The following is a 26407-nucleotide window of genomic DNA, read 5'->3' as shown; positions in this document are numbered from 1 at the left end:
AAACCTTAACCTAAAGAGAAAATATATGGCATTATTACAAATCGCTGAACCCGGACAAAGTGCGGCACCTCACGAACACCGTTTAGCAGTGGGCATTGATTTGGGAACCACCAATTCACTTGTAGCAACAGTGCGTAATGGCCATGCTGATATTTTATTAGATGAGCAACAGCGTGCCTTGTTGCCTTCTGTTGTGCATTTTAACCCTGAACATACGTTTGTGGGTTATGAAGCAATGGCAGTCGCCAGTGAATACCCTAAAGATACCATTGTATCCGTTAAGCGTTTAATTGGACGTAGTTTGGCTGATGTGCAAGCTCGTTATCCCCATTTGCCTTATCAATTTAGTGCAAGCGAAAATGGCTTGCCTTTGCTTAATACCGCGCAAGGGCAATATTCTCCCATTGAGATTTCCGCCAAAATTTTACAAAAACTGACCTCCCTTGCTGAACAACGATTGGGCGGTGAATTAACGGGGGCGGTAATTACTGTTCCCGCTTATTTTGATGATGCACAACGGCAAGCCACAAAAGATGCGGCGAAACTTGCTAATCTTAATGTACTACGCTTATTGAATGAACCTACCGCCGCTGCGATTGCTTATGGTTTGGACAGTGGGCAAGAAGGGGTTATCGCCGTTTATGATCTCGGTGGTGGCACCTTTGATATTTCAATTTTGCGTTTATCAAAAGGCGTGTTTGAAGTCTTGGCAACGGGGGGAGATACCGCATTAGGGGGTGATGATTTTGATCATTTATTAGCGGATTGGATTGCCCAACAAGCACAATATTCCCCAAAAAATGAGCAAGAACATCGTCAATTACTGGATCTGGCTATTGCCACCAAAATTGCCTTAACGGAAAAGCAGACCGCTGACATACAATATGGAGCTTGGCAGGGTAATATCTCTCGTGAGCAGTTTGAACAACTTATTGCTCCATTGATTAAACGTTCTTTACAGGCTTGTCGCAGAGCGTTAAAAGATGCCAAAGTCAGCGTTGAAGAGGTTCAACAAGTCGTGATGGTAGGCGGTTCAACCAGAGTGCCGGCGGTTCGTGCTCAAGTCGGTACCTTTTTTAACAAACCCCCTTTGACGTCCATTGATCCTGATAAAGTCGTGGCATTAGGGGCTGCAATTCAAGCGGATATTTTAGCGGGTAATAAACCTGATAATGAGATGTTATTGCTTGATGTGATTCCCCTTTCCCTTGGAATTGAAACCATGGGAGGATTGGTGGAAAAAATTATTCCACGTAATACCACGATCCCTGTGGCAAGAGCCCAAGAATTTACTACCTTTAAAGATGGGCAAACCGCTATGGCGGTGCATGTGGTGCAAGGCGAGCGTGAAATGGTGGCAGATTGCCGTTCCTTAGCACGTTTTACCTTGCGTGGTATTCCCGCAATGGTCGCTGGTGCCGCTCACGTCAGGGTAACCTATCAAGTGGATGCTGACGGTTTATTAAGTGTCACCGCCATGGAAAAGTCCACCGGGATCCAATCTTCTATCCAAGTTAAACCTTCTTATGGTTTAACCGATGAAGAAATTGCCAATATGTTACGAGCCTCAATGCAAAATGCGAAACAAGATATTCAATTACGTTTATTAGCGGAACAAAAAGTAGAAGCAGAACGTGTATTATCCAGTTTACGCAATGCCTTACAACAAGATGCGAGTTTATTAAATGAGCAAGAACTTGAGGCTGTCAAAATGGCAATCCATAATTTAGATGAATTGCGTCAACAACAAGATGCTGTTGCCATTAAACAGGGCATTAAAGCCCTTGATCAAGCAACTAGAGAATTTGCCGCAAGACGTATGAATAAGTCCATTAATGCGGTATTAACGGGACATTCTGTTGATGATATTGAAAAAAAATCGTAGTTGAGAGTGAAAAATGACAAAAATTATCTTTTTACCCCATGAAACCCTTTGCCCTGAAGGTATGGTTATTGATGCCGCAAAAGGGGATAATGTATTAGAAAAAGCCTTAGAAGCAGGTATTGAAATTGAACACGCTTGTGATGGTTCTTGTGCTTGTACCACTTGCCATGTCATTGTGCGTGAAGGCTTTGATTCATTAAATGAAAGCACCGATGAAGAAGATGATATGCTTGATAAGGCTTGGGGCTTAGAAGTCGATAGCCGATTAAGTTGCCAATGTATTGTGGGTGATGAAGATTTAGTAATTGAAATTCCAAAATATAGTTTGAACCATGCACGTGAGGAAAATCATTAATGAAATGGACAGATTCACAAGAAATTGCTTGGGCATTATATGATCGCTATCCTGATCTTGATCCCAAAACAGTACGTTTTACGGATATGCACCAATGGATTTGCCAGCTAGAAGAATTTGATGATGAGCCTGAAAAATCCAATGAAGCAATTTTAGAAGCGATTTTATTGAAATGGCTGGAAGAATTTGAATAAAATAGACCGCACTTGGTAAAGACTAAGTGCGGTCATTTTTTAAAATGTTTTTAAACATAGAAGGATAAATCAATGGCAATGGAAATAATCTTATCAAATCAAGTCGCTGAAGAACAAATTTGGGGGAAAAAGGCAGTTCTCAGCTTTACTGATAAAACCGCAGTAATTCATCTTAGTCAACAGGATAATCTCTGCGTTGTACAAAAAGCGGCGCGTAAATTGCGCAATCAAGGCATTACACAAGTCAAACTCGCTGGCGAGGGGTGGGATTGGCAATATTGTTGGGCTTTTCAACAGGGATTTTATAGCAATAAACAAGATTATCAGATCAGTTTTCCCACATTACCAGCGGATCAGCAACAGCAATTAACCCATTTGTTGGATTGCAGTAACTTTACGCGTGAAATCATTAATTTGCCTGCGACCATTATTACCCCTGAACAGCTGGCTCAACGGGCAGCAGAGTTTATTGTGCAACAAGCAGAAAAGGTTAATCAAGCCAATGCTGTCAGCTATCATATTTTGAATAATGATCAGCTACATCGACAAGGATATTTAGGTATTTGGAATGTGGGAAAAGGCTCAGTCAATCGCCCTGTGATGTTGCAACTTGATTTTAATCCTACGGATGATGAGCAAGCCCCAGTATTAGCAAGTTTAGTGGGAAAAGGGATTACCTTTGATAGCGGCGGATATAGTTTAAAACCAAGTAATAGTATGGAAACCATGCGTTCTGATATGGGCGGAGCGGCACTGTTGACAGGCGCATTAGGACTTGCTATCTCTCAAGGTTTAAAGCAACGTGTCAAACTTTATTTATGTTGTGCTGAAAATATGGTCAGTAGCCATGCTTTTAAATTGGGCGATATTATTGAATACCGTAATGGTGTGAGTGTTGAAGTGCTTAACACCGATGCAGAAGGGCGCTTAGTTTTAGCTGATGGTTTAATTGATGCCGATAAAGATAATGCAAAATTTATTCTTGATTGTGCTACCTTAACTGGGGCGGCGAAAGTGGCAGTAGGAAATGACTATCATTCGGTATTAACGATGGACGATGAACTTGCTCAAGCCTTATTTACTGCCGCAGAACAAAGCCATGAGCCATTTTGGCGTTTACCCTTTGCGGAATTACATCGAGGACAAATTCATTCAAACTTTGCGGATATTGCCAATGTAGGCTCTGTACCCGTTGGGGCAGGGGCAAGTACAGCAACGGCTTTCTTGTCTTATTTTGTTCAAAATTATCAACAACATTGGTTACATATTGATTGTTCAGCCACATTTTGTAAAAGTGGTAATGGGCTATGGGCTGCTGGCGCAACAGGCTTAGGCGTGCAAACGCTAGCGAGATTATTATTAAATCAACAGGGAGATTAACGATGGCAGTTGAACGCACATTAGCGATTATTAAACCTGATGCAACACAACGGGCAATCATTGGGCGTATTCTGGCACGTATTGAACAAGCAAAACTTCATATTGTTGCAATGAAAATGTTGCATTTAAATCAAGAACAGGCTGAGGGATTTTATGCGGAGCATAGAGAGAAACCTTTTTTTCAGCCCTTGGTGGCGTTTATGACATCAGCACCTGTTGTGGTTGTTGTCTTAGAGGGAGAAAATGCGGTTAAAAATTATCGTGAATTAATTGGGGCAACCAATTTAACGGAAGCAAGAGCAGGAACAATTCGCCATGATTTTGCATTAAGTGCAAGAGAAAATTCAGTGCATGGTTCTGATAGCCTTGCCTCAGCACAACGAGAAATTGCTTATTTCTTTGTTGAAGAAGAGTTATTCTAAGCTAATTTTTATGCTCACTTTCTATCAAAAAAGTGAGCATTTTCTTAAAGTGCGGTTAGATTTTCAACAATTTTTCCTCTCGCTATCATTGATTTATCAATAAAAAAGCGTATTATAGACGTCCAAACATCTAAACATCCATTTAATTATTATTAGGTAGCATTTATGGCAAGTCATTTATTTACTTCTGAATCCGTATCAGAAGGGCATCCTGATAAGATTGCAGATCAAATTTCTGATGCAGTCTTAGATGAAATTCTCAAACAAGATCCTAAAGCACGCGTTGCTTGCGAAACCTATGTGAAAACAGGTATGGCATTGGTGGGAGGCGAAATTACTACTTCAGCTTGGGTTGATGTGGAAAATATTGCTCGCCAAGTTATTTGTGATATTGGTTATACCAGCTCTGATATGGGCTTTGATGGACATTCTTGTGCAGTATTAAATGCGATTGGTAAACAATCATCAGATATTAATCAAGGCGTAGATCGTGAAAATCCCCTTGATCAAGGAGCAGGCGATCAAGGCATTATGTTCGGTTATGCCACTAATGAAACCGATGTTTTTATGCCAGCAGCAATTACCTACGCACATCGTTTAATGGAACGCCAAGCCTTAGTGCGTAAAAATGGTACATTGCCTTGGTTACGCCCTGATGCCAAAAGCCAAGTTACTTTACAATATGAAAATAATCACATTGTGGGCATTGATGCCGTTGTACTTTCTACCCAACACGCAGATAGCATTGATCAAAAAGCGTTACACGAAGCGGTAATGGAAGAAATTATTAAACCTGTCCTCCCTGCTCAATGGCTTACTGCCAAAACCAAGTATTTTATTAATCCAACAGGACGCTTTGTTATTGGTGGTCCAATGGGGGATTGTGGTTTAACTGGGCGAAAAATTATCGTGGATACTTATGGCGGTGCGGCACGTCATGGTGGCGGAGCATTTTCAGGAAAAGATCCCTCTAAGGTAGACCGCAGTGCCGCTTATGCTGCCCGTTATGTGGCTAAAAATATCGTGGCAGCGGGCTTGGCTGATCGTTGTGAAATTCAACTTTCTTATGCCATTGGTGTCGCTGAGCCAACTTCTATTATGTTAGAAACCTTTGGCACAGCGAAAGTGAGTGAAACGCTACTCATTCAATTAGTGCGTGAACATTTTGATCTACGCCCTTATGGCTTAATTAAAATGCTTGATTTAATTCGTCCAATTTACCGAGAAACAGCGGCTTATGGTCATTTCGGCCGCGACCATTTCCCTTGGGAAAAATTAGATCGTGTTGAGCAATTAAAACAAGCCGCAGGGTTAAAATAATCACATCAATTAAGGGAATGTTCATTCCCTTATTCTTGATTATGCTATGCAACAACAGCAATTATTTCGCCATATTAATTTACAAGTTATACGCCAAGTCAAGCATTGCGTAAAACTTGCTGAACAAGCCTTTCAACGCCATTTTGTTTACCCTCAAATTGAATATACATTACGAGGTTTAAAAGCAGGCGTTGCTTATTTACAACAAAATAAAATTAATTTAAACCGCACTTTATTATTAGAAAATCAACAAGAATTTATAGCACAAACCGTTCCGCACGAAGTTGCTCATTTAATTGTTTATCAACAATTTGGCTTGGTAAAACCTCATGGTAAGCAATGGCAATTTGTAATGGAACATATTTTTCATTGTCCTGCCACTACTTGTCATCAATTTGATGTGAGTAATGTACAGGGTAAAACCTTTTTATACCAATGTGCTTGCCAGCAACATCAACTCTCATTACGCCGCCATAATAATATCCAACGTAATGGAATGCTGTATTATTGTAGAAAATGTAAAAGTGCATTGGATTTTGTGGGGTGATATGTTACTCTCACCTTGCGATTTTATATCGTTTACAGCATTTAATTATTTTTAAGGAGTTTTTTATTATGAAAAAGACATTAATGGCAGTCGCATTAGCAACCACATTAGCAGCACCATCATTACTCGCGAATGTATATGTTCAAGGTGATCTAGGCTATTCAAGAACAAAAATTGAAGATTATAAAAAGAATCGTTTTGAGCCTCGCTTAAGTGTAGGTTATCAATTACAGGATTTCCGCTTAGCGTTGGATTATACTTATTATAGAAACATTAATTATTCCTATAATAATGGATACATTGGAAATAAAGAGTTAAAGACAAATGGTATTGGTTTTTCAATGATTTATGATATTCCAGTACAATCAGAATTAAAGCCTTATGTAGGAACTCGTTTAGCTATTAACCGTTTAAAATTAACTGATACTAGAGTAGGCAATTATTCTTCATATAGTAATACTAATCTAGGTTATGGTCTCGTTGCCGGGGTAACTTATCCATTAGCACAAAATTTAAAACTTAATGCGGGTGTTGAATATAACCACTTAGGTAGAATTGATGACACAAATGTAAGAAATTATGGTGCTAAAGTAGGTTTACGCTACGATTTCTAATAATATTAAAAATGCGACTAGAAATAGTCGCATTTTTCTACTTAAAGATTTTTTCGTTATGTTTATTCAACCAATCTTCCATTTGTTTAATTTCAGGCTCTTGAGCTTGAATAATCTGTTCTGCTAATTGGCGCATTTCAGGATCTTTGCCATATTTTAATTGGATTTTCGCCATTTCTATGGCACCTTGGTGATGAACGATCATTCCCTGAGCAAATGACACATCGGGATTTTGTGCAAAAGCAGCTTGTTCCATGCCTTGATGCATTTCTACCATTGACGAGAGATAGTCTTTCCCGAATTCAGTGCTAGGTTGGTGATGATGATCGTGGCTATTATTTGCCATCACTAAACTACTAGTTAAAATGCTTGCTAATAAAATGATATTTTTTCTCATAGGTTTCTCCAAATAAAGATAGAAAAGTGATAGATGCCAGTTTGAATATTTACTGGCATTAAAGTGCGGTGGAAAATTGAAATTATTTTAATTTATTTGGTAAATCCCACCAAATATCAAATAATTCACTGATTTCAATTTGTTGTAATCCATTATTTTCTAGCCATTGTTTAACTAATTGCTGATGAGACTCATCGCATTTTCCAGTTTGTTCTAGGCAAACTAATCCTTCCCAATGGAGATAACCACTGCCTTCATAGGCTAATTGATTAGGTTTGATTACCTCCTCAATAAAACGATCAACAGTGGCATCAATTTGCTCTAAAGAGGTTCCTTCAGCAAATTGCCAATTCACCAAAAAACCGAACTCCTGATATTCCGCAAGATGTAATTTTTTGCGTTGTCTTTTGTTATGCTTCGTTGCCATATTTTTCTCCTATTGTTGTTCAAGTTTTAATAAAATACAAATCCCAGACACCATGCCCTAATTTTTGCCCACGTTGTTCAAATTTCGTTAATGGGCGTGAGTCAGGGCGAGGAATATAGTCGTTAGTTGCTGATAAATTTTTTAACTGAGTATATTGTTGTAGTACCTCTAGCATATATTCCGCATAATTTTGCCAATCTGTTGCTATATGAATAAAGCCTTGTGGCTGTAAGGCTAATAGAATTTGCTGGATAAATTCGGGTTGTACAATACGTCGCTTATGATGCTTACTTTTTTGCCAAGGATCGGGGAAGAAAAGCTGTAAGCCCGCTAAGCTCTCTGGAGCAATACAATCACGTAGAATTTCGGTGGCATCGTGGCAAATAACGCGTAAATTTTTAACATTTTGTTCTACGGCATAAGCAATACAAGCCCCTACGCCAGGCGTATGGACTTCAATTCCTAAATAATTTCTATTAGGATTTTGTTTTGCCATTTCCACTAAAGATTTTCCCATACCAAAGCCAATTTCTAAAATAACAGGATTATCATTAGCAAAAATTTGTTGGAAATTAAAACAATGAGGTTGATGTTCTAAACCATAAGTTTGCCAATGACTGTTCATCGCATTTTTTTGTAATTCACTTAATCGTCCAGTACGCAATACGAAGCTACGTACTTTACGTTTATAGCGTCCATCAGCGGTAAATTCTGCAACTTCAACGGTTTTACGTTTACGTTCAGCAAAAGTGGTTTGTTGTTCATTCATAGTGTTTTGTTATTGCATTAATGAAATTGGTCATTATAAAGATTTTATAAGGGGAGGAAAAGTTATTCTCTTTTCTTATCATTGGATTTTATAGTCGTTCTATTTTAAGGTTGTCTTACTTTTGTAATGTTTTCCGCCTATCGTCCTGCCATTCTTTTAAATTGGAATGATTATATTTCTTTTACACTTAAAAATACACAAAATAAATTATAGGTGCCAGCTTTGCCTTATGCTACACTTGCCCACCAAGAATGATTTGTTGTTATTTTGTTATGTTTGCTCAATCTTCCGTTTCTGCACCTTTTGCTCAGGCAGTATTAACTTGGTTTGACCAATTTGGTCGTAAACATTTGCCTTGGCAACAACAAAAGAATCTGTATAAAGTCTGGTTATCAGAAATTATGCTACAGCAAACCCAAGTGGTTACGGTTATTCCTTATTTTGAGCGTTTTATCGATACTTTTCCTACTATTATTGATTTAGCCAATGCACCTTTAGACGAAGTTTTACATTTATGGACTGGTTTGGGTTATTATGCACGTGCAAGAAATTTGCATAAGACAGCCCAGATTGTGCGAGATCAATATCAGGGGCAATTTCCTACGAATTTTGCTGATGTGGTGGCGCTCCCCGGTATCGGGCGTAGTACTGCTGGGGCTATATTGTCTTCGGTATTAAATCAGCCTTATCCGATTTTAGATGGTAATGTAAAACGGGTATTATCTCGTTATTTTGCGGTAGCAGGCTGGGCTGGAGAGAAGTCAGTAGAAAATCATTTATGGTCATTAAGTCAAGAGGTTAGCCCATCTCAAAGGATTGCAGATTTCAATCAAGCAATGATGGATATTGGCGCAATGGTTTGTACGAGGAGTAAGCCTAAGTGCGGTCTTTGTCCATTAAATTTTCAATGCCAAGCCTATAAAGAGCAAGATTGGCAACGTTATCCAGGTAAAAAACCAAAAAAGTCTTTACCACAGCGTACCAGTTATTTTTTAGTGCTGGCACAACAGGGGAAAGTTTATTTACAACAACGTTCAAATCAAGGACTTTGGGGAGGATTATATTGTTTCCCTCAATTTGATCATAAAGATGAGGTCTTGGCTTTTTTGCGTCAGATGGGAATAGAACATTATCAGGAGTGGACGAGCTTCCGCCATACCTTTAGCCATTTTCACTTAGATATTTATCCTATTTATGCTCAATTTACGCCGCCAATTGAACAACAAGATCGTACGGATTGGCGAAAAATTGCGGAAAATACGGCGAAATATCAATCTCCGGTAGGCACTGAATTGAAATATTGGTATGATCCAGATAATCCTGATCCTATTGGATTGGCGACACCAGTGAAAAATTTGTTATCTCAATTTCAACAACATAAACTTAATTTTAGTTAAGTTGTCGAACTTTTTATCCATCAATTAAATGAAGAGGGTATTATGGCAAGAACCGTTTTTTGTGAATATTTAAAACAAGAAGCAGAGGGATTAGATTTTCAGCTTTATCCCGGAGAGCTTGGTAAACGTATTTTTGATTCTATCAGTAAACAGGCTTGGAGTGAGTGGCTGAAAAAGCAAACGATGTTAGTGAATGAAAAGAAATTGAATATGATGAATGTGGAACATCGCCAATTACTTGAGCAAGAAATGGTGAGTTTTTTGTTTGAAGGAAAAGATGTACATATTGAAGGTTATGTTCCACCATCAGAAAAATAAATTATGAAAAAATATGTTGCATGGGCTATTGTGCCTTTTCTTTTTGCTTGTAGTAGTTCAAATAAATCCGTTGATCCCTTTGATGAAGCCTTTATTAAGGATACAAGAGGATTAGATATTTTAACGGGACAATTTTCTCACAATATTGACCGTATTTGGGGCGTGAATGAATTATTAGTCGCAAGTCGTAAAGACTATGTGAAATATACTGATGGTTATGCCACACGTAGCCATGTGAGCTTTGATGAAGGTTTAATTACTATCGAGACCCAAGCTAATTTAGATCGTTTGCGTAATGCTATTGTGCATACCTTACTAATGGGATCTGACGCCAATGGCATTGATCTGTTTGCCGATGGTGATGTGCCTATTAGTTCTCGTCCTTTTTTGGTTGGGCAAGTCATTGATCATCTTGGTGGCTCAATTAATAATGTTACGGTAGCAAATAATTTTGCTAACTATCTTATCCAAAATAAATTACAAAGCAGACGATTAAATAATGGGCATAATGTCCAATTTGTTACCATTCCAATGATTGCTAATCACGTTGCAGTCCGAGCGCAAAAATACTTACCTATGGTGCGTAAATCCGCTCGCCGATATGGCATTGATGAAAGCCTTGTATTAGCCATTATGCAAACGGAATCAAGTTTTAACCCTTATGCGATTAGTTATGCAAATGCAATGGGATTAATGCAAGTTGTTCCTCATACAGCAGGGCGAGATATTTTTAGAGAAAAAGGAATGTCTGGACAACCATCAAAAAGTTATTTATTTGATCCTGCTAAAAATATTGATGCGGGCGTACATTATTTATGGATTTTACAAAATAAATATCTTGATGGAATTACTGATCCTACCGCTAAACGTTTTGCCATGATTTCGGCTTATAACAGTGGTGCTGGCGCAGTGTTACGTGTCTTTGATCAAGATAGAGAAACCGCGATTGATAAAATTAATCGCCTTTATCCAGAACAGGTTTATCGTATTTTAACTACTAATCATCCTTCATCACAGGCAAGAAATTATTTGGTTAAAGTGGATAGCGCACAAAAAACTTATCGCGTTCGGCGCTAAAATTTAATCGGAAATTGATCTAAATTTATGCGTATTGAATATAAAGCACGCAGCCAAACAAAAAAATGCAATATTTTTAAAATAGCTGTTGACTTAGATGTGAAAAAACGGTTTAATACGCCCCGTTGACGCGATGAGCGTAACGCCTCGATAGCTCAGTCGGTAGAGCAGGGGATTGAAAATCCCCGTGTCGGTGGTTCGATTCCGCCTCGAGGCACCATCTCTTCCTCCTTAGTTCAGTCGGTAGAACGGTGGACTGTTAATCCATATGTCGCTGGTTCAAGTCCAGCAGGAGGAGCCAAATTCAATAAAAAGCCCCTAACTTCCTCCTGGTTAGGGGCTTTTTGTATTGTCAGTCTAGATTAGAAAAGTACGGGTTATTTTAGCTTGTTATTTAAACTTTAGCCAAACGTTGCAATAAACGATCCATTGCTCGATAAGCAAGGGCTTCTGCTAAATGAGAACGTTGGATTTGTGTTTCTTGATTTAAATCAGCGATGGTGCGTGCGACTTTTAATATGCGGTGGTAAGCTCTAACAGATAATCCTAATTTGGTTAGCGCATTTTCTAAAAATATTGCATCGTTATGTGTTAATCGGCAATCTTGTTCAATTTCTTTACTATTAAGATGGGCATTTACTTTGCCTCGGCGTGTAAGTTGTAATTCTCGGGTCTTTAACACCTTATTACGCACTTGTTCGCTATTTTCACCACGTTGCTCATTATTTTGTAAAGCGCCTTGGGGAAGTAAAGGCACTTCTATGGATAAATCAAAACGATCTAAGAAAGGCCCTGATAAACGATTGAGATAACGCATAATTTGTTGCGGAGAAGTGCGATTATGCTGTCCTTGATAATGTCCTGTTGGACTCGGATTCATTGCGGCAATTAATTGAAAACGGGCAGGAAAACAAATTTTAGCATTTGCTCGAGAAATAATGATTTCTCCCGCCTCAAGAGGTTGTCGTAATGCATCTAAGACTTTGCGTTCAAATTCAGGAAGTTCATCTAAGAATAATACGCCATTATGGGCTAAACTGATTTCGCCAGGTCGAGGGATCGTACCACCACCAACTAATGCTGCCATAGAAGCACTGTGATGAGGGGCCCTAAATGGGCGTTGTTTCCAGTTAGTAAGATTTAATTCATTTTGTACTAAGCTACTGATGGCGGCAGTTTCTATGGCTTCTTGATCGGTCATATTTGGCAATAATGTTGTTAATCGGCTTGCAAGCATAGTTTTGCCTGTGCCAGGTGGACCGATAAATAATAGGTTATGTTGTCCTGCCGCCGCAATGGTTAATGCTCGTTTTGCATGTTGTTGTCCAATAATATCCGTAAGATCAAGAGTATTTGTTGGCTTATCATCAGTTTGTGTTGGGGCAAGTTGGCGTGCGGAAGGTAAGTCAATTTGTTTATTTAAGAATTGTACGACTTGAAGTAAAGATTTAGCCACATAGCTGATTTGATTACCCACTAATGCCGCTTGATTGGCATTTTGGTGAGCAATAATAAGCTGTCTATGTTGTTTTTTAGCGGCTAAAATGGCAGGGATAATGCCTTGTACACCTCGTAATTGTCCTGTTAATGCTAGCTCACCGAGAAACTCAAATTGAGTTAATTTATCGCCATCAATTTGTCCAGACGCCACTAAAATGCCAATGGCAATGGGTAAATCAAATCTTGCGCCTTCTTTGGGTAAATCGGCTGGGGCGAGATTTACGGTAATTTTCTTAGGTGGATAGCGAAATTGTGCATTTAATAAGGCACTACGCACGCGATCACGTGCCTCTTTTACGGTGGTTTCAGGCAATCCTACGAGAGTAAAACCGGGGCTACCATTGCTAATATGCACTTCAATGGTAACTAAAGGGGCTTGTACGCCCATAGAGGCTCGGCTATAAACAATGGCTAAAGTCATAATATTCCTAATTTCGTTTAACGATTAGCCGATAGAGTAGAAAAAAGTGCGGTCAGAATAAATTTAATTTTTATTTTGACCGCACTTTTTGGAATGGGGATCGCAAAAATAAGATTTATTATAGAAAATTTGGGCTAAACCATTGGTCAAGTTTGGCAGATAATTTATCGATGCCAAGTTTATTTAAAGCAGAAAACGCCTCTACTTGAATATTGCCTTGGAATGGTAATATTGCTTCACGCACCATTTTAGTTTGTTTACTTCTGGCACTTTGACTGAGCTTATCCGCTTTGGTAAGCAATAATAAAAGGGGTAATTGCGCTGAAACAGCCCATTCAATCATCTGTTGATCTAAATCTTTGAGCGGGTGGCGAATATCCATTAAAATCACGACGCCTGCTAAACATTGCCGTTTTTGTAAATATTCGCCTAGTGCTTTTTGCCATTGTAATTTCATTTTTTCAGGCACAGCGGCATAGCCATAACCGGGTAAATCTACCAATTTACACTGAGGCTCCACTTCAAATAAATTAATAAGTTGCGTACGCCCCGGCGTTTTTGAGGTACGAGCCAGATTTTTTTGATTAGTCAACGCATTTAATGCTGTTGATTTGCCCGCATTAGAACGTCCAGCGAAAGCAATTTCAATCCCCTGATCTTCGGGTAAATGACGAATATCAGGTGCACTGGTAAGAAAATGGGTTTTATGATAATTGAGTTTTAATTCAGACATTGTAATTTCCTAAAATTTTAACTGAATAGATTGTCCATATTTACCATATTGATTAGGTTTATCTATCCCTTTAAATATGCCCCAATCTAATAATAACAGGGTTGTGATAAATATCGGCATAAAGCGTCCTAACGCCCAAGCCATAAATCCTATATTTGGTGCAGTAAAATAACATAATATCGGTAAAAATAACATAACTAAGCCCCAAGCTGAACGTCCACGATCGTGCAAACGTTTAACGCAAACTGCGAAAATAATCCAACTGACGAGAACGAGGCCAAGTAAAGGAATAAATGCCGTATGAGATTGTTGGAATAACTGTTGCATAGGGAATAATGTGGCTAATCCAAATAATAATATCAATGCCACACTGATACCTTGCCAAAATCCTTGGCGATTTAATCGCCCTTTAAATGAAAATAATGCTTGATACCATTTCATTGTCTTGTCCTTGTTGGTTAGATTTATAACACCCCAGCTAGCTCAAAAAAAGTTTTATAGGCTTGGGCTTTTTTTTCCAAGCTGAGAGGGTAAGCCCTTGAGGTGGAGGGTAAACGGTAGAGCTTTAATGGGCGATTTGGGTAAGGAAAATCAATATATTGATTGGTTTTTGGTGCCTTAATTTTTTCGGGTAATAGGCTGAGTAAAATATCTGTGGCTTTACCGCCTGTGGTAAAAATCCATTGACAATGGGGGAGTTGTTCAAGGATATGCGTTAAATTGACAGGTTCAACAATTTTAAGAAATTTGTCTGAAGCATTGTCATGTTCACGTATGGCTTTTATGACCGTTGGACAGGTGGCTATGCCTTTTTGATAGAAAAAGGCTTTAATCTTGTCAGGATCAAAGCGTTTTTCATTATTCACTTGAAAATAATGCGGATCATTAAAAAAGACTAAACCATAAATACGCCACATATCGTTTTGGAAATTGGGATAATGAAACTCCATACAACGTTTTTCTTCTTTAGGTGGAAAAGTTCCCATCATCATAACGGTTGCCTTTGGGGGTAAAACAGGTGGGAAAGGGTGGGTTTCAATGAGCATAAAAAATCCTTGAGGTAGTAGTCGTTTTAGTTGAGATTAAAAAAGGGCGAATTGCCCTTTTATAGTCGTCCCACTTTAAAATAATACAGCGTTAGTACGCCTCGCCGTACTACCTGTACTGTCTTCGGCGTACCGCCTTGTCTTATTTTAAATTGAAAACGACTATATAGTCGTAGTGAATTTGTACATTATTTAGAACGATAGATTATTTCGTTAAGATGTTGTCTAATTCAGCACTCACTTGTTCAACTTTTTGTGTGCCGTCTAAACGAAAATATTGAGTATTCCCTGCTTTGGCTTCCGCTTGGTAATAATCAATTAATGGTTTGGTGGTAGTGTGATAAACCTTTAAACGATCTAGGACAGTTTCTGGTTTATCGTCCGCTCGGATAATCAGTTCTTCGCCTGTAATATCATCTTTACCTTCCACTTTTGGCGGATTATAAAGGATATGATAAGAACGTCCTGAAGGTTGATGTACACGGCGACCGCTCATTCGTTCCACAATAACATCGTCAGGTACATCAAATTCAAGTACATAATCAATGTTGATTCCTGTATTTTTTAAGGCGTCAGCTTGTGGAATGGTGCGTGGGAAACCGTCTAATAAGAAACCTTTGGCACAATCCTCTTGAGCAACACGTTCTTTGACTAAGGCAATAATAAGTTCATCAGGCACTAATTGTCCTGCGTCCATTAAGGTTTTTGCTTGTTGCCCGAGTTCTGAACCTGATTTGATTGCGGCACGTAACATATCCCCAGTAGAAATTTGTGGGATATTAAATTTATTCATAATAAATTGTGCTTGTGTGCCTTTACCTGCACCTGGAGCACCTAATAAAATGATTTTCATATTGACCTCTTTGTTAAAATCGCTTTATGCGTTTTGTGGAAATAATTCTCTTAAAAACCGTTATAAAATACCTATATTCCTAATAAAACTCAAGATTTTCTAAAAACTTGTTAAAATTCGACTGCACTTTTATGCTGAATAATCAAGGCTTAGTGATGTTGTCTTGTTTTTCTCGCCAAGGGGCGACCCAAATTAAACAGAGCATACCCGGCACAGCAAGCCAGAAACAAAACCAGAAATAATGATAATAGCCAAAATAATCAATTAAAATCCCAGCTTGAGAATTAAATAAGGAACGAGGTAGAGCGGCTAGGCTGGTAAATAAAGCTAATTGTGTGGCGGTATAAATGGGATTGGTTTCCCTTGCCATAAAGGCTACAAAGGCAGCTGTCCCTAATCCAATACCAATATATTCCGCGGCTACCACGATGGTTAAAGAAATAAGTGCATAGCTATTTATTTGCTCAAATCGTCCATGGCTTGCCAGCCAAGCAAAGCCTAAAATGGTAATAATTTGTACCAAGCCAAAGAGCCATAAAGCTTTATTAATACCAATTTTAAGCATAATAATGCCCCCTATAATACCCGCAATAATCATTGGCCATAGCGAAGCATTTTTAACAACAATACCAATATCCGTATTGCTAAAGCCCATATCTAAATAAAAGGGCGATATTAAGGCGGTTGCCATACTATCGCCTAATTTATACAGAAAAATAAAGGCGAGAATCCCCAACGCTGACATAATTCCTTTACGATGAAAAAACTCTTGAAAGGGTTCAAGCACTGTTTCTCGTAAGGTGCGATTAGGGCGTAAAGCCACTTGGGGTTCTTTAGCAAGGCATAAGGTCATAAAAATGCCGGGTAACATAAATAATGCCGTAATGATAAATACCCTATCCCAAGGCAAATGATCGGACAGTATCAAGGATAAGGAACCAGGAATTAAGCCAGCAATACGATAAGCATTAACATGAATGGAATTACCTAGTCCTAATTCATTATCCGTTAGAATTTCTCGCCGATAGGCATCAAGCACAATATCCTGTGTTGCGGATAAAAAGGCGGTTAAGCTGGCAAGTATGGCAACAAGGGTTAAATGCTCAGTTTTGGTAGGCTGTAAAAAGCCAAAACTGGCTAGGGATAGAATCAAACCTAACTGGGAAACCAATATCCAACCACGCCGCCGCCCTAAGGGCAAACTAAAACGATCAAGAAAGGGCGACCATAAGAATTTCCATGTATAGGGCAAGCTAGTTAAAGTGAGTAATCCAATGGTTGCCAGATCGATATGTTGATTGCGTAGCCAAATAGGAATGAGAGAAACCAAAATATAAAGAGGTAAGCCAGAACTAAACCCCGTAAATACGCAAATAAGCATATTACGGCTAAAGATCTGGCGAATGAGCGAGGGAGATGAGGACATCATTATTCCTCTTTATAACCTTTTGGATTATTTTTTTGCCAATGCCAAGTGTCTTTCATCATAGTGGTTAAATCTCGTTCGGCAACCCAACCTAATTCTTTTTGAGCTAAGCTAGGATCGGAGTAACAGGTGGCAATATCTCCCGCTCGGCGAGGGGCAAATTGGTAAGGAATCTGAATGTGATTCGCTTGCTCAAAGGCTTTGACCATATCTAATACCGAGTAACCTTGCCCTGTACCAAGATTGTAAATATGTAAACCTGCATCATTATAATGACGTTCAAGGGCTTTAAGATGACCAATAGCCAAATCCACTACGTGAATATAATCACGCACGCCTGTGCCATCTGCGGTGTCATAATCATTGCCAAAAATGGAAAGCTGAGGAAGTTTACCAATGGCAACTTGGCTAATATAAGGCAATAAGTTATTGGGAATTCCATTAGGATCTTCGCCAATTAAACCGCTTGAGTGCGCTCCCACAGGATTAAAATAACGCAAGATAGTCAAGCTAAATTGGGGAATAGCTTTGGCAACATCAGTGAGGATTTGTTCTACCATAAATTTTGAGGTGCCATAAGGATTCGTTGTGCCACCCACAGGGCAATCTTCTGTAATAGGAATAATCTCAGGATCGCCATATACGGTTGCGGAAGAACTAAACACAAAATTCCAAACCCCTGCTTTACGCATTTCATCAATCAGGACTAAGGAACCAGTAACATTGTTCATATAATATTCAATCGGCTTTTGCACCGATTCTCCAACGGCTTTTAACCCTGCAAAATGAATCACCGAATCAATAGAATGTTGTTGGAAAATTTGTTGCAATAATGCACGATCTAACACATCGCCTTGATAAAAACTGACGGATTTACCTGTAATTTGCTCAACACGCTCTAAAGATTTCGCTGACGAATTAACCAAATTATCTAATACTACCACCTGTTTGTCTGCGTTTAATAATTCAACGAGTGTATGAGAGCCAATATAACCCGCCCCGCCTGTGACTAAAATTGCCATAATTGAATTCCTCTTTACCCAAAATTAGACTAAATTATCGCATTATCTGTTAGAAAAGAAAGTAAAAATTCATTCTCTTTATGCTAATTTGTGCTATAAATAACTTATCTTAACCGCAAAATGGAGGACAATTATGAATTGGTATATCAGTGTATTAAAACAATATGCCACATTTAGTGGGCGTGCAAGACGTAGAGAATATTGGTTTTTTTGCTTATTTAATGTGATTATTTCTTTTATTTTAAACATTGTTGATGGTATGACGGGTACTTATAATCCTGAGCTTGGCGTTGGATTTCTAGGCGGTTTATATGTATTAGTTGTATTCTTACCAAGTATTGCCGTAACCGTAAGACGTTTACACGACACCGATCGTTCAGGCTGGTGGATCTTAATCACTTTAATTCCTATTGTCGGTGCAATCGTCTTATTTGTCTTTATGCTATTTGATGGTACAAGAGGAGCCAACCGCTTTGGTGAAGATCCGAAAGGGGAAAGTCATTTTTTAATACAATAAAATAAAGGTTAATGCAGAGAATTTTTCTTATAATTCTTGAGGTTATATGAGTTTTAGGGCTAATTTATTTTAGCCCTAATTATTATTGATTATTTAACTCTCTATAAAAATCACAACCTTGTTGCAAACCATTATCACAGGCTTTACCAAACCATTCTTTTGCTTCAGAAAGATTTTGACGAACTCCTTTTCCAAATTGATGCATTACACCTAAATTATTTTGTGCTGTAGCATGACCTTGTTCAGCTGCTTTACGGAACCATTCTGCAGCTTTAGATAAATTTTGCTTTACTCCATGTCCATTAATATACATCATTCCTAAATTAGACTGTGCATCCACTAATCCTTGCTTAGCCGCTTTGTTATACCATTCTACGGCTTTAAAATAATCTTGTCTTACTCCTTGCCCTCGTTCATACATTATAGCAAGATTGTGTTGTGCTGGAGCATAGCCTTGTTGAGCTGCTTTTTTCCACCATTCGGCAGCTTTAAGATAATCTTGTTTTATCCCTTGACCATTAGCATATATTAGCCCCAAATTAGTTTGAGCATTTAGATCTCCTTGCTCAGCCTGTTGTTGTAGCTGTTTAATATCATTCGCTTGAATGGGTAAACTTATTAGTCCCAAAAAGCTGATAAGAATAAATATCAAGATATTAAAGCGTTTTGTAATATTAATTAATGGAATTTTACTTTTTTTCATTAAATACCTCTTTATATTAGTAATCTATAATGTTTTTTATTGTTTTTCATCTAAGTTGGTGTCATATAGATTATTCATTAACAATTTCTTTCCTTTTGATTTTGGATCTTCGCCATATTGATTATCCCTATCTTCCCCTTTAAGAAAAATAAGAATAAAGCTAACAAAGGGAAGGAGTGTCCATAGGCTATAATAACCACTTTTACCAAGATCATGTAGGCGAGCAATAATACAATAAAATCTAGGTACAGTATAAAAAATGAGAAGAATTATAGCAGTTATAAAAATAATAAGTAATTGACATACATCAGATTCATAATATAAATAATTAATAGATATTATTAAACGAAAGAAAAATCCCCATATTGCAAAATTGAAAAAGCATGAGCCAATGTAGTAAAGACCATAGTCTAATCGCCTCATTCTCCCTATTTTCATATATTATTCCTTATTTAAATTAGTATAAATAAAATTATTTATTAACGATTTCCTCTTATTTTGACTTTGGATCTTTACCATATTGATTATCACCAACTTCTCCTTTAATAAAAATAAGAATAAAACTAACAAATGGAATAAGTGTCCATAGGCTATAATAACCGCTTTTTCCAAGATCATGAAATCGAGCAATAGTAGAATAAAATCTCATTAATGTATAAATAATCAAAAGAATGATAACCCATCCAAAAATAATGAGTGATTGAAATGTATCAAACTCATAAGGTGAATTATCAATATCTTTTCCTAACGCGATACCAAACATCCATAAATAACTAAAGACATATAACCCAATATACCAAAGACCATAATCTAAACGTCTCATTCTTCCGATTTTCATATTTTATTCCTTATTTAATAGGGTATTTAATTATTAGATGAGTCTGGTGGAATTGAACCTATAATTCCTATTATTATTCCGATAGCTGTAGCCCATTCAGGAATAAAAAGATTAGCAATACCATAAGCAATCCAGCCAGAAGTTACTCCAACAAATAAATATCTATTGAGGAAAAATGATATTAAAATACTAGTAACAACGTAAATAGCCATAATATCTCCTTGAAATTACCAAACTTTATTTTGGCATTGGGTTAATAAATGTTGATAAATTTTTTGATTCTGCTGTTCTATATATTGATTTTCTATGGCATTAGCATGGTTTTGAGCTGCATATTGGCTAGTAAGATATTGAATGTCTTGGAAAGATCCTAATCCCATTTTCCCCATTAAAATACCAGCATAAGCAAGCTGTTCTCCTTGTGTCATATTGCCAAAAGGCAAATTTGTAGGCTTTAAAGGGTAAAAGCCATTAAAATCAAAATAGTTTTTTAAATCGTCTAAAATATATTGAGTATTTTGGTTAATAGAGTTAAATAGATAGTTTAATCCTGTTGAACAATCACGGGGAGCTTTATCTTGAATGTAGAGCCAACCTAAATTTATTCTAGCGAGATTAGAATTGTATTTTCGTAGGGCTTGTTTATACCAATATTCTGCTAGCTCAATATTTTTCTCAGTACCTAAACCATTTTGATAAAAATAGCCTAAATTAATGTGATTATGAGGATTAGGCTCTGTTTCAGCTGCTTTAACATAATAATTAAAAGCCTTAGGATAGTTTTTTTCTTTATAGTATTGGAAAGCAAGTTCAGTATTAGAACTACAAGCAGTTAATAAAGAAATTATACTGAGCGTGAGGATTGATTTTTTCATCTGGCTTATACTTTAATCATTCATATGTTTTACATAAACAAATATTCTACCGTAAAAAAGCCCTATTGAAAACCATTTGGTTTATAAAAACTATAAAGTTTACATTTTCATCTTAAATGCAAGCATAATGCCCAATATGAATATTAATCCTGAAAAAGAAGATTTTGGGGTCAGATTGCGATTAGCACTGAAAATGGCAAACTTAGCTCATTTAAAAACCAGTGATATAGCAACAAGATTTAATTTACGCCACCCTGAAGAACCTGTTACTCAACAAGCCGTACATAAATGGTTAAATGGCTTGTCGGTACCTTCTGCTAATAAGATAGTTACTTTATCTAAATGGCTTAATGTATCGGAGCAATGGTTAAAGTACGGTATTGATGATTCAAAGAGTTCAACATCACTTTTATCCTCTCTAGACAAGAAATTGCTTAGTTTATTTTTAAACTTATCTGATCCACAAAAAAAGTTGATTATTCAAATAATGCAAAATTTTAGAAAGTAATCTGTACTATTTGACGGCACAAGAGGAGCCAACCGCTTTGGTGAAGATCCGAAAGGGGAAAGTCATTCTTTAATACAATCCTAAGGCAGAAAATAAATGGCATAGCTAAGAACTATGCCATTTTAATTTATTTATGATTTTCTTACTGCAATGGCTTCAATTTCAATCCCGACATCTTTAGGTAAGCGTGCGACTTCAACGCAAGAGCGAGCTGGGAAATTAGGGTGGTTGTTTTGTTGGAAGAAACGTTCATATTCCCCATTAACAGCAGTAAAATCATTGAGATCTTTAACAAAAACAGTGGTTTTGACAATATCTGCGACTGTGAGTCCAGCTTGTTCAAGAATGGCTTGAATATTTTGTAGTGATTGGTGGGTTTGTGCCACAATATCTGTCGGGATTTCGCCTGTTTGTGGATTAACAGGGATTTGTCCAGAGGTAATAACCATATTGCCTAAATCTACCGCTTGTACATAAGGTCCAATCGCCGCTGGGGCTTGTTCGGTATGAATAAATGTTGTCATCTTTTTTCCTTTTGCTGATTTGTGAAATAAAAAATCGGTATATTGACCGCACTTTTTTGGTATTAAGTGATTTGTGTAAAGAAATCACGAATACCGACTAGCATATTATTAATGGCTACTGCCGCGAGAATTAACCCCATGACTCGGCTAATGACAGCGGCACCTGTATTGCCGATAATACGTTGAATTTTATTGGCGGCGAGCAGTAAAAAATAGGTGATCAATAACACGAGTAACATAATGACGGTGGTAAAAAATTGATCAATAAAACTAAAGCGGTGATTGTCGGTTAATAGGACAATCGCCATCATTGCACCCGGGGAGGCAATAGAAGGCACTGCAAGAGGATAAACCGCCAGTTCGTTAAGATTGGTGGATAAACGAATTTCTTGTTCTGGTTTACTTTCGCCAAAAATCATAGTTAAAGCAAAGAGTAATAGTACTAATCCACCTGCGATTTGGAAGGCGGTAAGTGGGATCTGCATTGCTTCTAATAGAGCTTGCCCTAAAATGAGGAAGAACACTAAAATCCCTGTGGAAATAAGAATCGCATTACGTGCGATTTTACGGCGATCTTCTAGGGGTAAACCTACGGTTTTAGCAAGATAAACTGGTACGCTACCAATAGGGTCAATTACCGCCCAAAGTACCACAAATTGAACAATAAGAGAGTCAAACATGAATGAAATCCAATAAAACAAAAAATAATGATAAGATAGGGCAAATATTATAACAAAATAGTGACAAGAAATGATTTTTTTTAAAAATTTAATTTTAAAACGTGGTCAAACGGAATTATTAACGCAAGCCAATGCCAGTATTAATCCTAAACAAAAAGTGGGGTTAGTGGGCAAAAATGGTTGCGGTAAGTCCACTTTATTGGCGTTATTAAAGGGCGAAATTAGCCCTGAGGGCGGTGAAGTGGCGTTGCCTAGCCAATGGACGTTAGCTTGGGTAAATCAAGAAACTCCGGCTTTATCGCTTTCTGCATTGGATTATGTGATTGAAGGCGATAGAGAATATATGAAGTTGCAACAAGCATTAGCCATTGCTAACCAAAATAATGATGGGCAACAAATCGCTTTGTTGCATAACAAGTTAGACATTATTGACGCTTGGACGATTGAAGCTAGAGCGGCAACCTTATTAAATGGATTAGGCTTTACTCAACAACAGCTGAGTTTGCCTGTTAAGGCGTTTTCTGGTGGTTGGCGTATGCGATTAAATTTAGCTCAAGCCTTGTTGGTACGTTCCGATTTATTATTGCTTGATGAACCCACTAACCACCTTGATTTAGATGCGGTGGTTTGGTTAGAAAATTGGTTAGCGAACTATACGGGGACATTGGTGCTGATTTCGCACGATCGTGATTTTTTAGATCCCATTGTCAATAAAATTATTCATATTGAACAACAGCAATTACAGGAATATACAGGGAATTATTCTGCCTTTGAACAGCAACGTGCCACCAAATTAGCCCAACAAAGTGCGATGTATCGTCAGCAACAGCAAAAAATTGCCCATTTACAAAGCTATATTGATCGTTTTAAGGCAAAAGCCACTAAAGCAAAACAGGCACAAAGTCGCGTCAAAGCCTTACAACGTATGGAATTAATTGCTCCTGCTTATGTGGACAATCCTTTCAGTTTTCGCTTTCAACCGCCGATAGCCTTACCTAACCCATTATTGGCGTTAGAACAGGTAAGTGCAGGTTATGGTATTGGCGAAAGTGCGGTGCAAATTTTGAAAAAAATTAAATTGAATCTTGTACCCGGCTCAAGAATTGGTTTATTAGGCAAAAATGGGGCAGGAAAATCTACCTTAATCAAATTACTGGCTGGAGAAATTTCGCCCTTATCTGGCACCATTCAACTGGCGAAGGGGGTTCAACTTGGCTATTTTGCTCAGCACCAATTAGATACCTTGCGAGCGGAAGAAAGTGCCTTATGGCATTTGCAACAACTTGCTCCACAGCAAACAGAACAACAATTAAGGGATTATTTAGGCGGTTTTGCCTTTCAAGGGGATAAGGTCAATCAGCCTGTGCAATCTTTTTCAGGGGGCGAAAAAGCACGTTTGGTGTTAGCATTAATTGTGTGGCAACGTCCTAATTTATTGTTATTAGATGAGCCTACCAACCATTTAGATTTAGATATGCGACAAGCCTTAACGGAAGCCTTAGTGGATTATCAAGGTTCGTTAGTGGTGGTTTCGCATGATCGCCATTTATTACGCAATACGGTGGACGAATTTTATTTAGTTCACGATCAGCAAGTACAGCCATTTAAAGGGGATTTAGAGGATTATCAAAAGTGGTTAAATCAGTTATCCACCTCTCAAGCTCCGCAACAAAATCATATTGCCACAGAAAATAATCCCCATACACAGGAAAACCGCAAGGAACAAAAACGGCGAGAAGCGGAGCTACGTCAGCGAACCGCCCCTTTGAAAAAAAGATTAGCTCAATTAGAACAACAAATGGAAAGGCTCAGCCAACAGCTTAGTGAACTTGAAACGGCACTTGCGGACGTTGAATTATATAGTGAAAAAAATAAAGCAAAACTCACCGCACTTTTAGCCCAACAAGTGCAAGATAAAAAGCAATTAGAGGAGGTGGAGCTGCAATGGTTGGCTGGGCAAGAAGAACTTGAACATATCCTTGCAACGGCGGAATAATGCGTTTATTCAAGGAGAAATTTTCCCCGATTTTCGCAGAATATGATATATTGCACAGTTTGTTTTAAATTGAAACAACGCTATTTCAAACTATTACCCTTTATTAATTTAGGAAAATATCACGTATTATGAAAGATCAATTAGATACCAGTAATTTATCTTATCAGGATAAAATGGCGATAGAAGAACACGAACGTTTAAGTCCACGTTTACTTTATGAAATTATCCGCCGAGATGGCATTGAAGAGCTTACGCGTCCCACTAAAGCTCTTGTTTTTTCTGGCATTACGGCAGGGTTGGTTGTCAGCTTTTCATTTATCTTTAAAGCGATTTTTACCGCTTATGTGCCACAACAACCTTGGGCACCATTAATTACCAATATGGGCTATACGGTAGGCTTTTTATTGGTGATTTTAGGGCGTATGCAACTTTTTACGGAAAACACCATTACCACCGTTGTGCCTCTATTTAGCCCGTTAAATTTAACCAAATTATATGCGGTGGCAAGGCTATGGTTTATTGTGTTTGCCTCCAATCTTATTGGTACCACATTAGCCGCTTTGTTTTTACAGAACTCTCATGTGCTTAATCCCGAATTTGTTGTGGCATTGAAACAAATTGCGCATCATGTGAAAGCCTTTTCCGTCAGCGACAGCATTTGGAAAGGTATTCCAGCTGGGATTTTAATTGCTTCTATTGTGTGGATGACCCCGATGGTCAATGGCGGTAAATTCATTATGATTTTCTTTTTTATTTACCTGATTGCTTTAGGGGATTTTGCCCATGTGGTAGTGGGATCTGCCGAGATTGCTTATCTTGTGTTCCAAGGCGAAGCCTCATTGTATGATTATTTTGTCCGTTTTCTTGCTCCAACGGCATTAGGCAATATTTTAGGGGGAACTGTGGTCTTTACCTTGATGATCTATGGGCAAGTCAATGATGAAATTCGTAAAAAATAGCCATAAGGAAGAGAAAAAATGAAAAAATTATTCATTACGGCATTATTTTTATCCACCTTGCCAGCGATGGCAAATAATACGGCGTTACAGCAAAAACTTAGCGAAATGGGATTGCGTAATATTGAAATTAAGCCATCACCTATTGCAGGAATTAATACCATTATTGCTGAACAAGGGATATTTTATGCCACAGAAAACGGGCGTTATGTTTTTGACGGCAGTTTATATGAATTAACCCCACAAGGTACGGTTGATGTGGCGAGTGGTTTTTTGTCAGAAAGATTGGCAAGTTATGAAAAAGAAATGATCGTCTATCCCGCTAGCCAAGAAAAATATGTGGTAACGGTTTTTATGGATATTACTTGCCATTATTGTCGTTTATTACATCAACAAGTGAAAGATTATAATGATTTGGGCATTACCTTGCGTTACTTGGCATTTCCTCGTGCGGGGTTAAATAATCAAACAGCCCGTCAAATGGAAGCCATTTGGACAGAGAAAGATCCTGCTTTTGCTTTTAATCAAGCGGAACAAGGCAATTTACCCAAAAATTTAAAAACCCCGAATATTGTTAAAAAACATTATGAATTGGGCGTGCAATTTGGCGTGCGTGGTACACCAAGTATGATTACTGAGCAAGGACAAGTTATCGGTGGATATTTATCGCCAAAAGATTTATTAGCCGCATTACAACAACAATAATT

At 37.9% G+C, this 26407-nt stretch carries 33 protein-coding genes and 2 tRNA genes; 18 read left to right on the top strand and 17 right to left on the bottom strand.

Going from position 1 to position 26407, the window contains the following annotated elements; all coding sequences use genetic code 11:
- Positions 1-25 precede the first annotated feature (25 nt).
- The 8 genes from hscA (at position 26) to EV694_RS04190 (ending at position 6717) form a co-directional block, all read left to right on the top strand.
- Positions 26-1885, top strand: coding sequence for a Fe-S protein assembly chaperone HscA (gene hscA / locus EV694_RS04225; RefSeq protein WP_132689719.1), 1860 nt, complete (start codon positions 26-28; stop codon positions 1883-1885).
- Positions 1886-1898: 13 nt separating this feature from the next.
- Positions 1899-2240 (top strand): ISC system 2Fe-2S type ferredoxin, encoded by a 342-nt coding sequence (gene fdx / locus EV694_RS04220; RefSeq protein ID WP_132689716.1) that lies wholly within the window; start codon positions 1899-1901, stop codon positions 2238-2240.
- Positions 2240-2434, top strand: coding sequence for a Fe-S cluster assembly protein IscX (gene iscX, locus EV694_RS04215; protein ID WP_132689713.1), 195 nt, complete (start codon positions 2240-2242; stop codon positions 2432-2434). Before fdx ends, iscX begins: the two co-directional genes overlap by 1 nt.
- Before the next feature lie 78 nt (positions 2435-2512).
- Positions 2513-3814: an aminopeptidase PepB gene (pepB, locus tag EV694_RS04210; protein ID WP_132690830.1), complete on the top strand. Its 1302-nt coding sequence runs from the start codon at positions 2513-2515 to the stop codon at positions 3812-3814.
- Between the two features lie 2 nt (positions 3815-3816).
- Positions 3817-4236 (top strand): nucleoside-diphosphate kinase, encoded by a 420-nt coding sequence (gene ndk / locus EV694_RS04205; protein ID WP_132689710.1) that lies wholly within the window; start codon positions 3817-3819, stop codon positions 4234-4236.
- Positions 4237-4401: 165 nt separating this feature from the next.
- Complete coding sequence (gene metK, locus EV694_RS04200; protein ID WP_132689707.1) at positions 4402-5556, top strand: methionine adenosyltransferase; 1155 nt, start codon at positions 4402-4404, stop codon at positions 5554-5556.
- Between the two features lie 46 nt (positions 5557-5602).
- Positions 5603-6103: a SprT family zinc-dependent metalloprotease gene (locus tag EV694_RS04195; RefSeq protein WP_132689704.1), complete on the top strand. Its 501-nt coding sequence runs from the start codon at positions 5603-5605 to the stop codon at positions 6101-6103.
- A 68-nt stretch (positions 6104-6171) separates the two neighbouring features.
- Positions 6172-6717 (top strand): opacity family porin, encoded by a 546-nt coding sequence (locus EV694_RS04190; protein WP_132689701.1) that lies wholly within the window; start codon positions 6172-6174, stop codon positions 6715-6717.
- A gap of 37 nt (positions 6718-6754) precedes the next feature.
- Here EV694_RS04190 and copM read toward each other — a convergent pair whose 3' ends face one another.
- The 3 genes from copM to trmB all read right to left on the bottom strand — a co-directional run bounded on the left by copM (position 6755) and on the right by trmB (position 8310).
- The gene (gene copM / locus EV694_RS04185) at positions 6755-7114 is read right to left on the bottom strand and encodes a CopM family metallochaperone (RefSeq protein WP_132689698.1); all 360 of its coding nucleotides are present in this window, start codon (positions 7112-7114) and stop codon (positions 6755-6757) included.
- 82 nt (positions 7115-7196) lie between these two features.
- Positions 7197-7541, bottom strand: coding sequence for a YggL family protein (locus EV694_RS04180; protein WP_132689695.1), 345 nt, complete (start codon positions 7539-7541; stop codon positions 7197-7199).
- A 19-nt stretch (positions 7542-7560) separates the two neighbouring features.
- Entirely contained in the window at positions 7561-8310 is a 750-nt protein-coding gene (gene trmB, locus EV694_RS04175; protein ID WP_132689692.1) for a tRNA (guanosine(46)-N7)-methyltransferase TrmB, read from the bottom strand.
- A 272-nt stretch (positions 8311-8582) separates the two neighbouring features.
- On the opposite strand from trmB, the gene mutY reads away from it, so the two are divergent.
- The 5 genes from mutY to EV694_RS04150 all read left to right on the top strand — a co-directional run bounded on the left by mutY (position 8583) and on the right by EV694_RS04150 (position 11403).
- Complete coding sequence (gene mutY, locus EV694_RS04170) at positions 8583-9707, top strand: A/G-specific adenine glycosylase (RefSeq protein WP_132689689.1); 1125 nt, start codon at positions 8583-8585, stop codon at positions 9705-9707.
- A gap of 42 nt (positions 9708-9749) precedes the next feature.
- On the top strand, positions 9750-10025 hold the full coding sequence (locus EV694_RS04165; protein ID WP_132689686.1) for an oxidative damage protection protein: 276 nt from the start codon (positions 9750-9752) through the stop codon (positions 10023-10025).
- Positions 10026-10028: 3 nt separating this feature from the next.
- Entirely contained in the window at positions 10029-11102 is a 1074-nt protein-coding gene (gene mltC / locus EV694_RS04160) for a membrane-bound lytic murein transglycosylase MltC (RefSeq protein WP_132689683.1), read from the top strand.
- Between the two features lie 144 nt (positions 11103-11246).
- Positions 11247-11322, top strand: a tRNA-Phe gene (locus EV694_RS04155).
- Positions 11323-11327: 5 nt separating this feature from the next.
- Positions 11328-11403, top strand: a tRNA-Asn gene (locus tag EV694_RS04150).
- A gap of 93 nt (positions 11404-11496) precedes the next feature.
- Here EV694_RS04150 and EV694_RS04145 read toward each other — a convergent pair.
- From EV694_RS04145 to galE, 7 genes are all read right to left on the bottom strand, one after another.
- Positions 11497-13023 carry a YifB family Mg chelatase-like AAA ATPase gene (locus EV694_RS04145; protein ID WP_132689681.1) on the bottom strand — a complete coding sequence of 509 codons (1527 nt, stop codon included), beginning with the start codon at positions 13021-13023 and terminating at the stop codon, positions 11497-11499.
- Positions 13024-13141: 118 nt separating this feature from the next.
- Positions 13142-13756 (bottom strand): ribosome biogenesis GTP-binding protein YihA/YsxC, encoded by a 615-nt coding sequence (gene yihA, locus EV694_RS04140; RefSeq protein ID WP_132689678.1) that lies wholly within the window; start codon positions 13754-13756, stop codon positions 13142-13144.
- Between the two features lie 9 nt (positions 13757-13765).
- Positions 13766-14197, bottom strand: coding sequence for a DUF805 domain-containing protein (locus tag EV694_RS04135; RefSeq protein WP_132689676.1), 432 nt, complete (start codon positions 14195-14197; stop codon positions 13766-13768).
- Positions 14198-14220: 23 nt separating this feature from the next.
- On the bottom strand, positions 14221-14802 hold the full coding sequence (locus EV694_RS04130; protein ID WP_132689673.1) for a DNA glycosylase: 582 nt from the start codon (positions 14800-14802) through the stop codon (positions 14221-14223).
- Positions 14803-15007: 205 nt separating this feature from the next.
- Positions 15008-15655 (bottom strand): adenylate kinase, encoded by a 648-nt coding sequence (gene adk / locus EV694_RS04125; RefSeq protein WP_132689671.1) that lies wholly within the window; start codon positions 15653-15655, stop codon positions 15008-15010.
- 142 nt (positions 15656-15797) lie between these two features.
- Positions 15798-17084 carry an AmpG family muropeptide MFS transporter gene (locus EV694_RS04120; protein WP_207859786.1) on the bottom strand — a complete coding sequence of 429 codons (1287 nt, stop codon included), beginning with the start codon at positions 17082-17084 and terminating at the stop codon, positions 15798-15800.
- Positions 17084-18103: a UDP-glucose 4-epimerase GalE gene (gene galE / locus EV694_RS04115; protein ID WP_132689668.1), complete on the bottom strand. Its 1020-nt coding sequence runs from the start codon at positions 18101-18103 to the stop codon at positions 17084-17086. The genes EV694_RS04120 and galE overlap by 1 nt, the downstream gene beginning before the upstream one ends.
- A 133-nt stretch (positions 18104-18236) precedes the next feature.
- On the opposite strand from galE, the gene EV694_RS04110 reads away from it, so the two are divergent.
- Positions 18237-18620 carry a DUF805 domain-containing protein gene (locus EV694_RS04110; protein WP_132689666.1) on the top strand — a complete coding sequence of 128 codons (384 nt, stop codon included), beginning with the start codon at positions 18237-18239 and terminating at the stop codon, positions 18618-18620.
- 82 nt (positions 18621-18702) lie between these two features.
- Here EV694_RS04110 and EV694_RS04105 read toward each other — a convergent pair whose 3' ends face one another.
- From EV694_RS04105 to EV694_RS04085, 5 genes are read right to left on the bottom strand one after another with little or no spacing between them, the layout of a single operon-like run.
- Entirely contained in the window at positions 18703-19323 is a 621-nt protein-coding gene (locus EV694_RS04105) for a tetratricopeptide repeat protein (protein WP_132689663.1), read from the bottom strand.
- 36 nt (positions 19324-19359) lie between these two features.
- The gene (locus EV694_RS04100; RefSeq protein ID WP_132689661.1) at positions 19360-19761 is read right to left on the bottom strand and encodes a DUF805 domain-containing protein; all 402 of its coding nucleotides are present in this window, start codon (positions 19759-19761) and stop codon (positions 19360-19362) included.
- Positions 19762-19816: 55 nt separating this feature from the next.
- Positions 19817-20161, bottom strand: a complete 345-nt coding sequence (locus EV694_RS04095) for a DUF805 domain-containing protein (RefSeq protein ID WP_132689658.1) — start codon at positions 20159-20161, stop codon at positions 19817-19819.
- A gap of 26 nt (positions 20162-20187) precedes the next feature.
- Complete coding sequence (locus EV694_RS04090; RefSeq protein ID WP_132689656.1) at positions 20188-20373, bottom strand: hypothetical protein; 186 nt, start codon at positions 20371-20373, stop codon at positions 20188-20190.
- Between the two features lie 15 nt (positions 20374-20388).
- Positions 20389-21036: a tetratricopeptide repeat protein gene (locus EV694_RS04085; RefSeq protein ID WP_132689653.1), complete on the bottom strand. Its 648-nt coding sequence runs from the start codon at positions 21034-21036 to the stop codon at positions 20389-20391.
- 136 nt (positions 21037-21172) lie between these two features.
- On the opposite strand from EV694_RS04085, the gene EV694_RS04080 reads away from it, so the two are divergent.
- Positions 21173-21544: a helix-turn-helix domain-containing protein gene (locus EV694_RS04080; RefSeq protein ID WP_132689650.1), complete on the top strand. Its 372-nt coding sequence runs from the start codon at positions 21173-21175 to the stop codon at positions 21542-21544.
- Positions 21545-21675: 131 nt separating this feature from the next.
- Here the strand turns inward: EV694_RS04080 and EV694_RS04075 are convergent, their stop codons facing one another.
- Both EV694_RS04075 and EV694_RS04070 read right to left on the bottom strand, forming a co-directional pair.
- A complete protein-coding gene (locus tag EV694_RS04075) occupies positions 21676-22068 on the bottom strand; it encodes a RidA family protein (protein WP_132689648.1) in 393 nt (130 codons plus the stop codon).
- Positions 22069-22130: 62 nt separating this feature from the next.
- The gene (locus tag EV694_RS04070) at positions 22131-22748 is read right to left on the bottom strand and encodes a MarC family protein (protein ID WP_132689646.1); all 618 of its coding nucleotides are present in this window, start codon (positions 22746-22748) and stop codon (positions 22131-22133) included.
- A gap of 70 nt (positions 22749-22818) precedes the next feature.
- Between EV694_RS04070 and EV694_RS04065 the strand changes: the two genes are divergently transcribed.
- The 3 genes from EV694_RS04065 to dsbC all read left to right on the top strand — a co-directional run bounded on the left by EV694_RS04065 (position 22819) and on the right by dsbC (position 26405).
- Positions 22819-24744: an ABC transporter ATP-binding protein gene (locus EV694_RS04065; RefSeq protein ID WP_132689643.1), complete on the top strand. Its 1926-nt coding sequence runs from the start codon at positions 22819-22821 to the stop codon at positions 24742-24744.
- A gap of 128 nt (positions 24745-24872) precedes the next feature.
- Positions 24873-25703, top strand: coding sequence for a formate/nitrite transporter family protein (locus tag EV694_RS04060; protein WP_132689641.1), 831 nt, complete (start codon positions 24873-24875; stop codon positions 25701-25703).
- Between the two features lie 18 nt (positions 25704-25721).
- Positions 25722-26405 (top strand): bifunctional protein-disulfide isomerase/oxidoreductase DsbC, encoded by a 684-nt coding sequence (gene dsbC, locus EV694_RS04055; RefSeq protein ID WP_132689639.1) that lies wholly within the window; start codon positions 25722-25724, stop codon positions 26403-26405.
- The last annotated feature ends 2 nt before the right edge of the window (positions 26406-26407 follow it).

Origin of the sequence: Volucribacter psittacicida, from assembly GCF_004339025.1 — a bacterium.
GTDB classification, from domain to species: domain Bacteria; phylum Pseudomonadota; class Gammaproteobacteria; order Enterobacterales; family Pasteurellaceae; genus Volucribacter; species Volucribacter psittacicida.
This window is presented reverse-complemented; position numbering and strand designations above follow the sequence as displayed.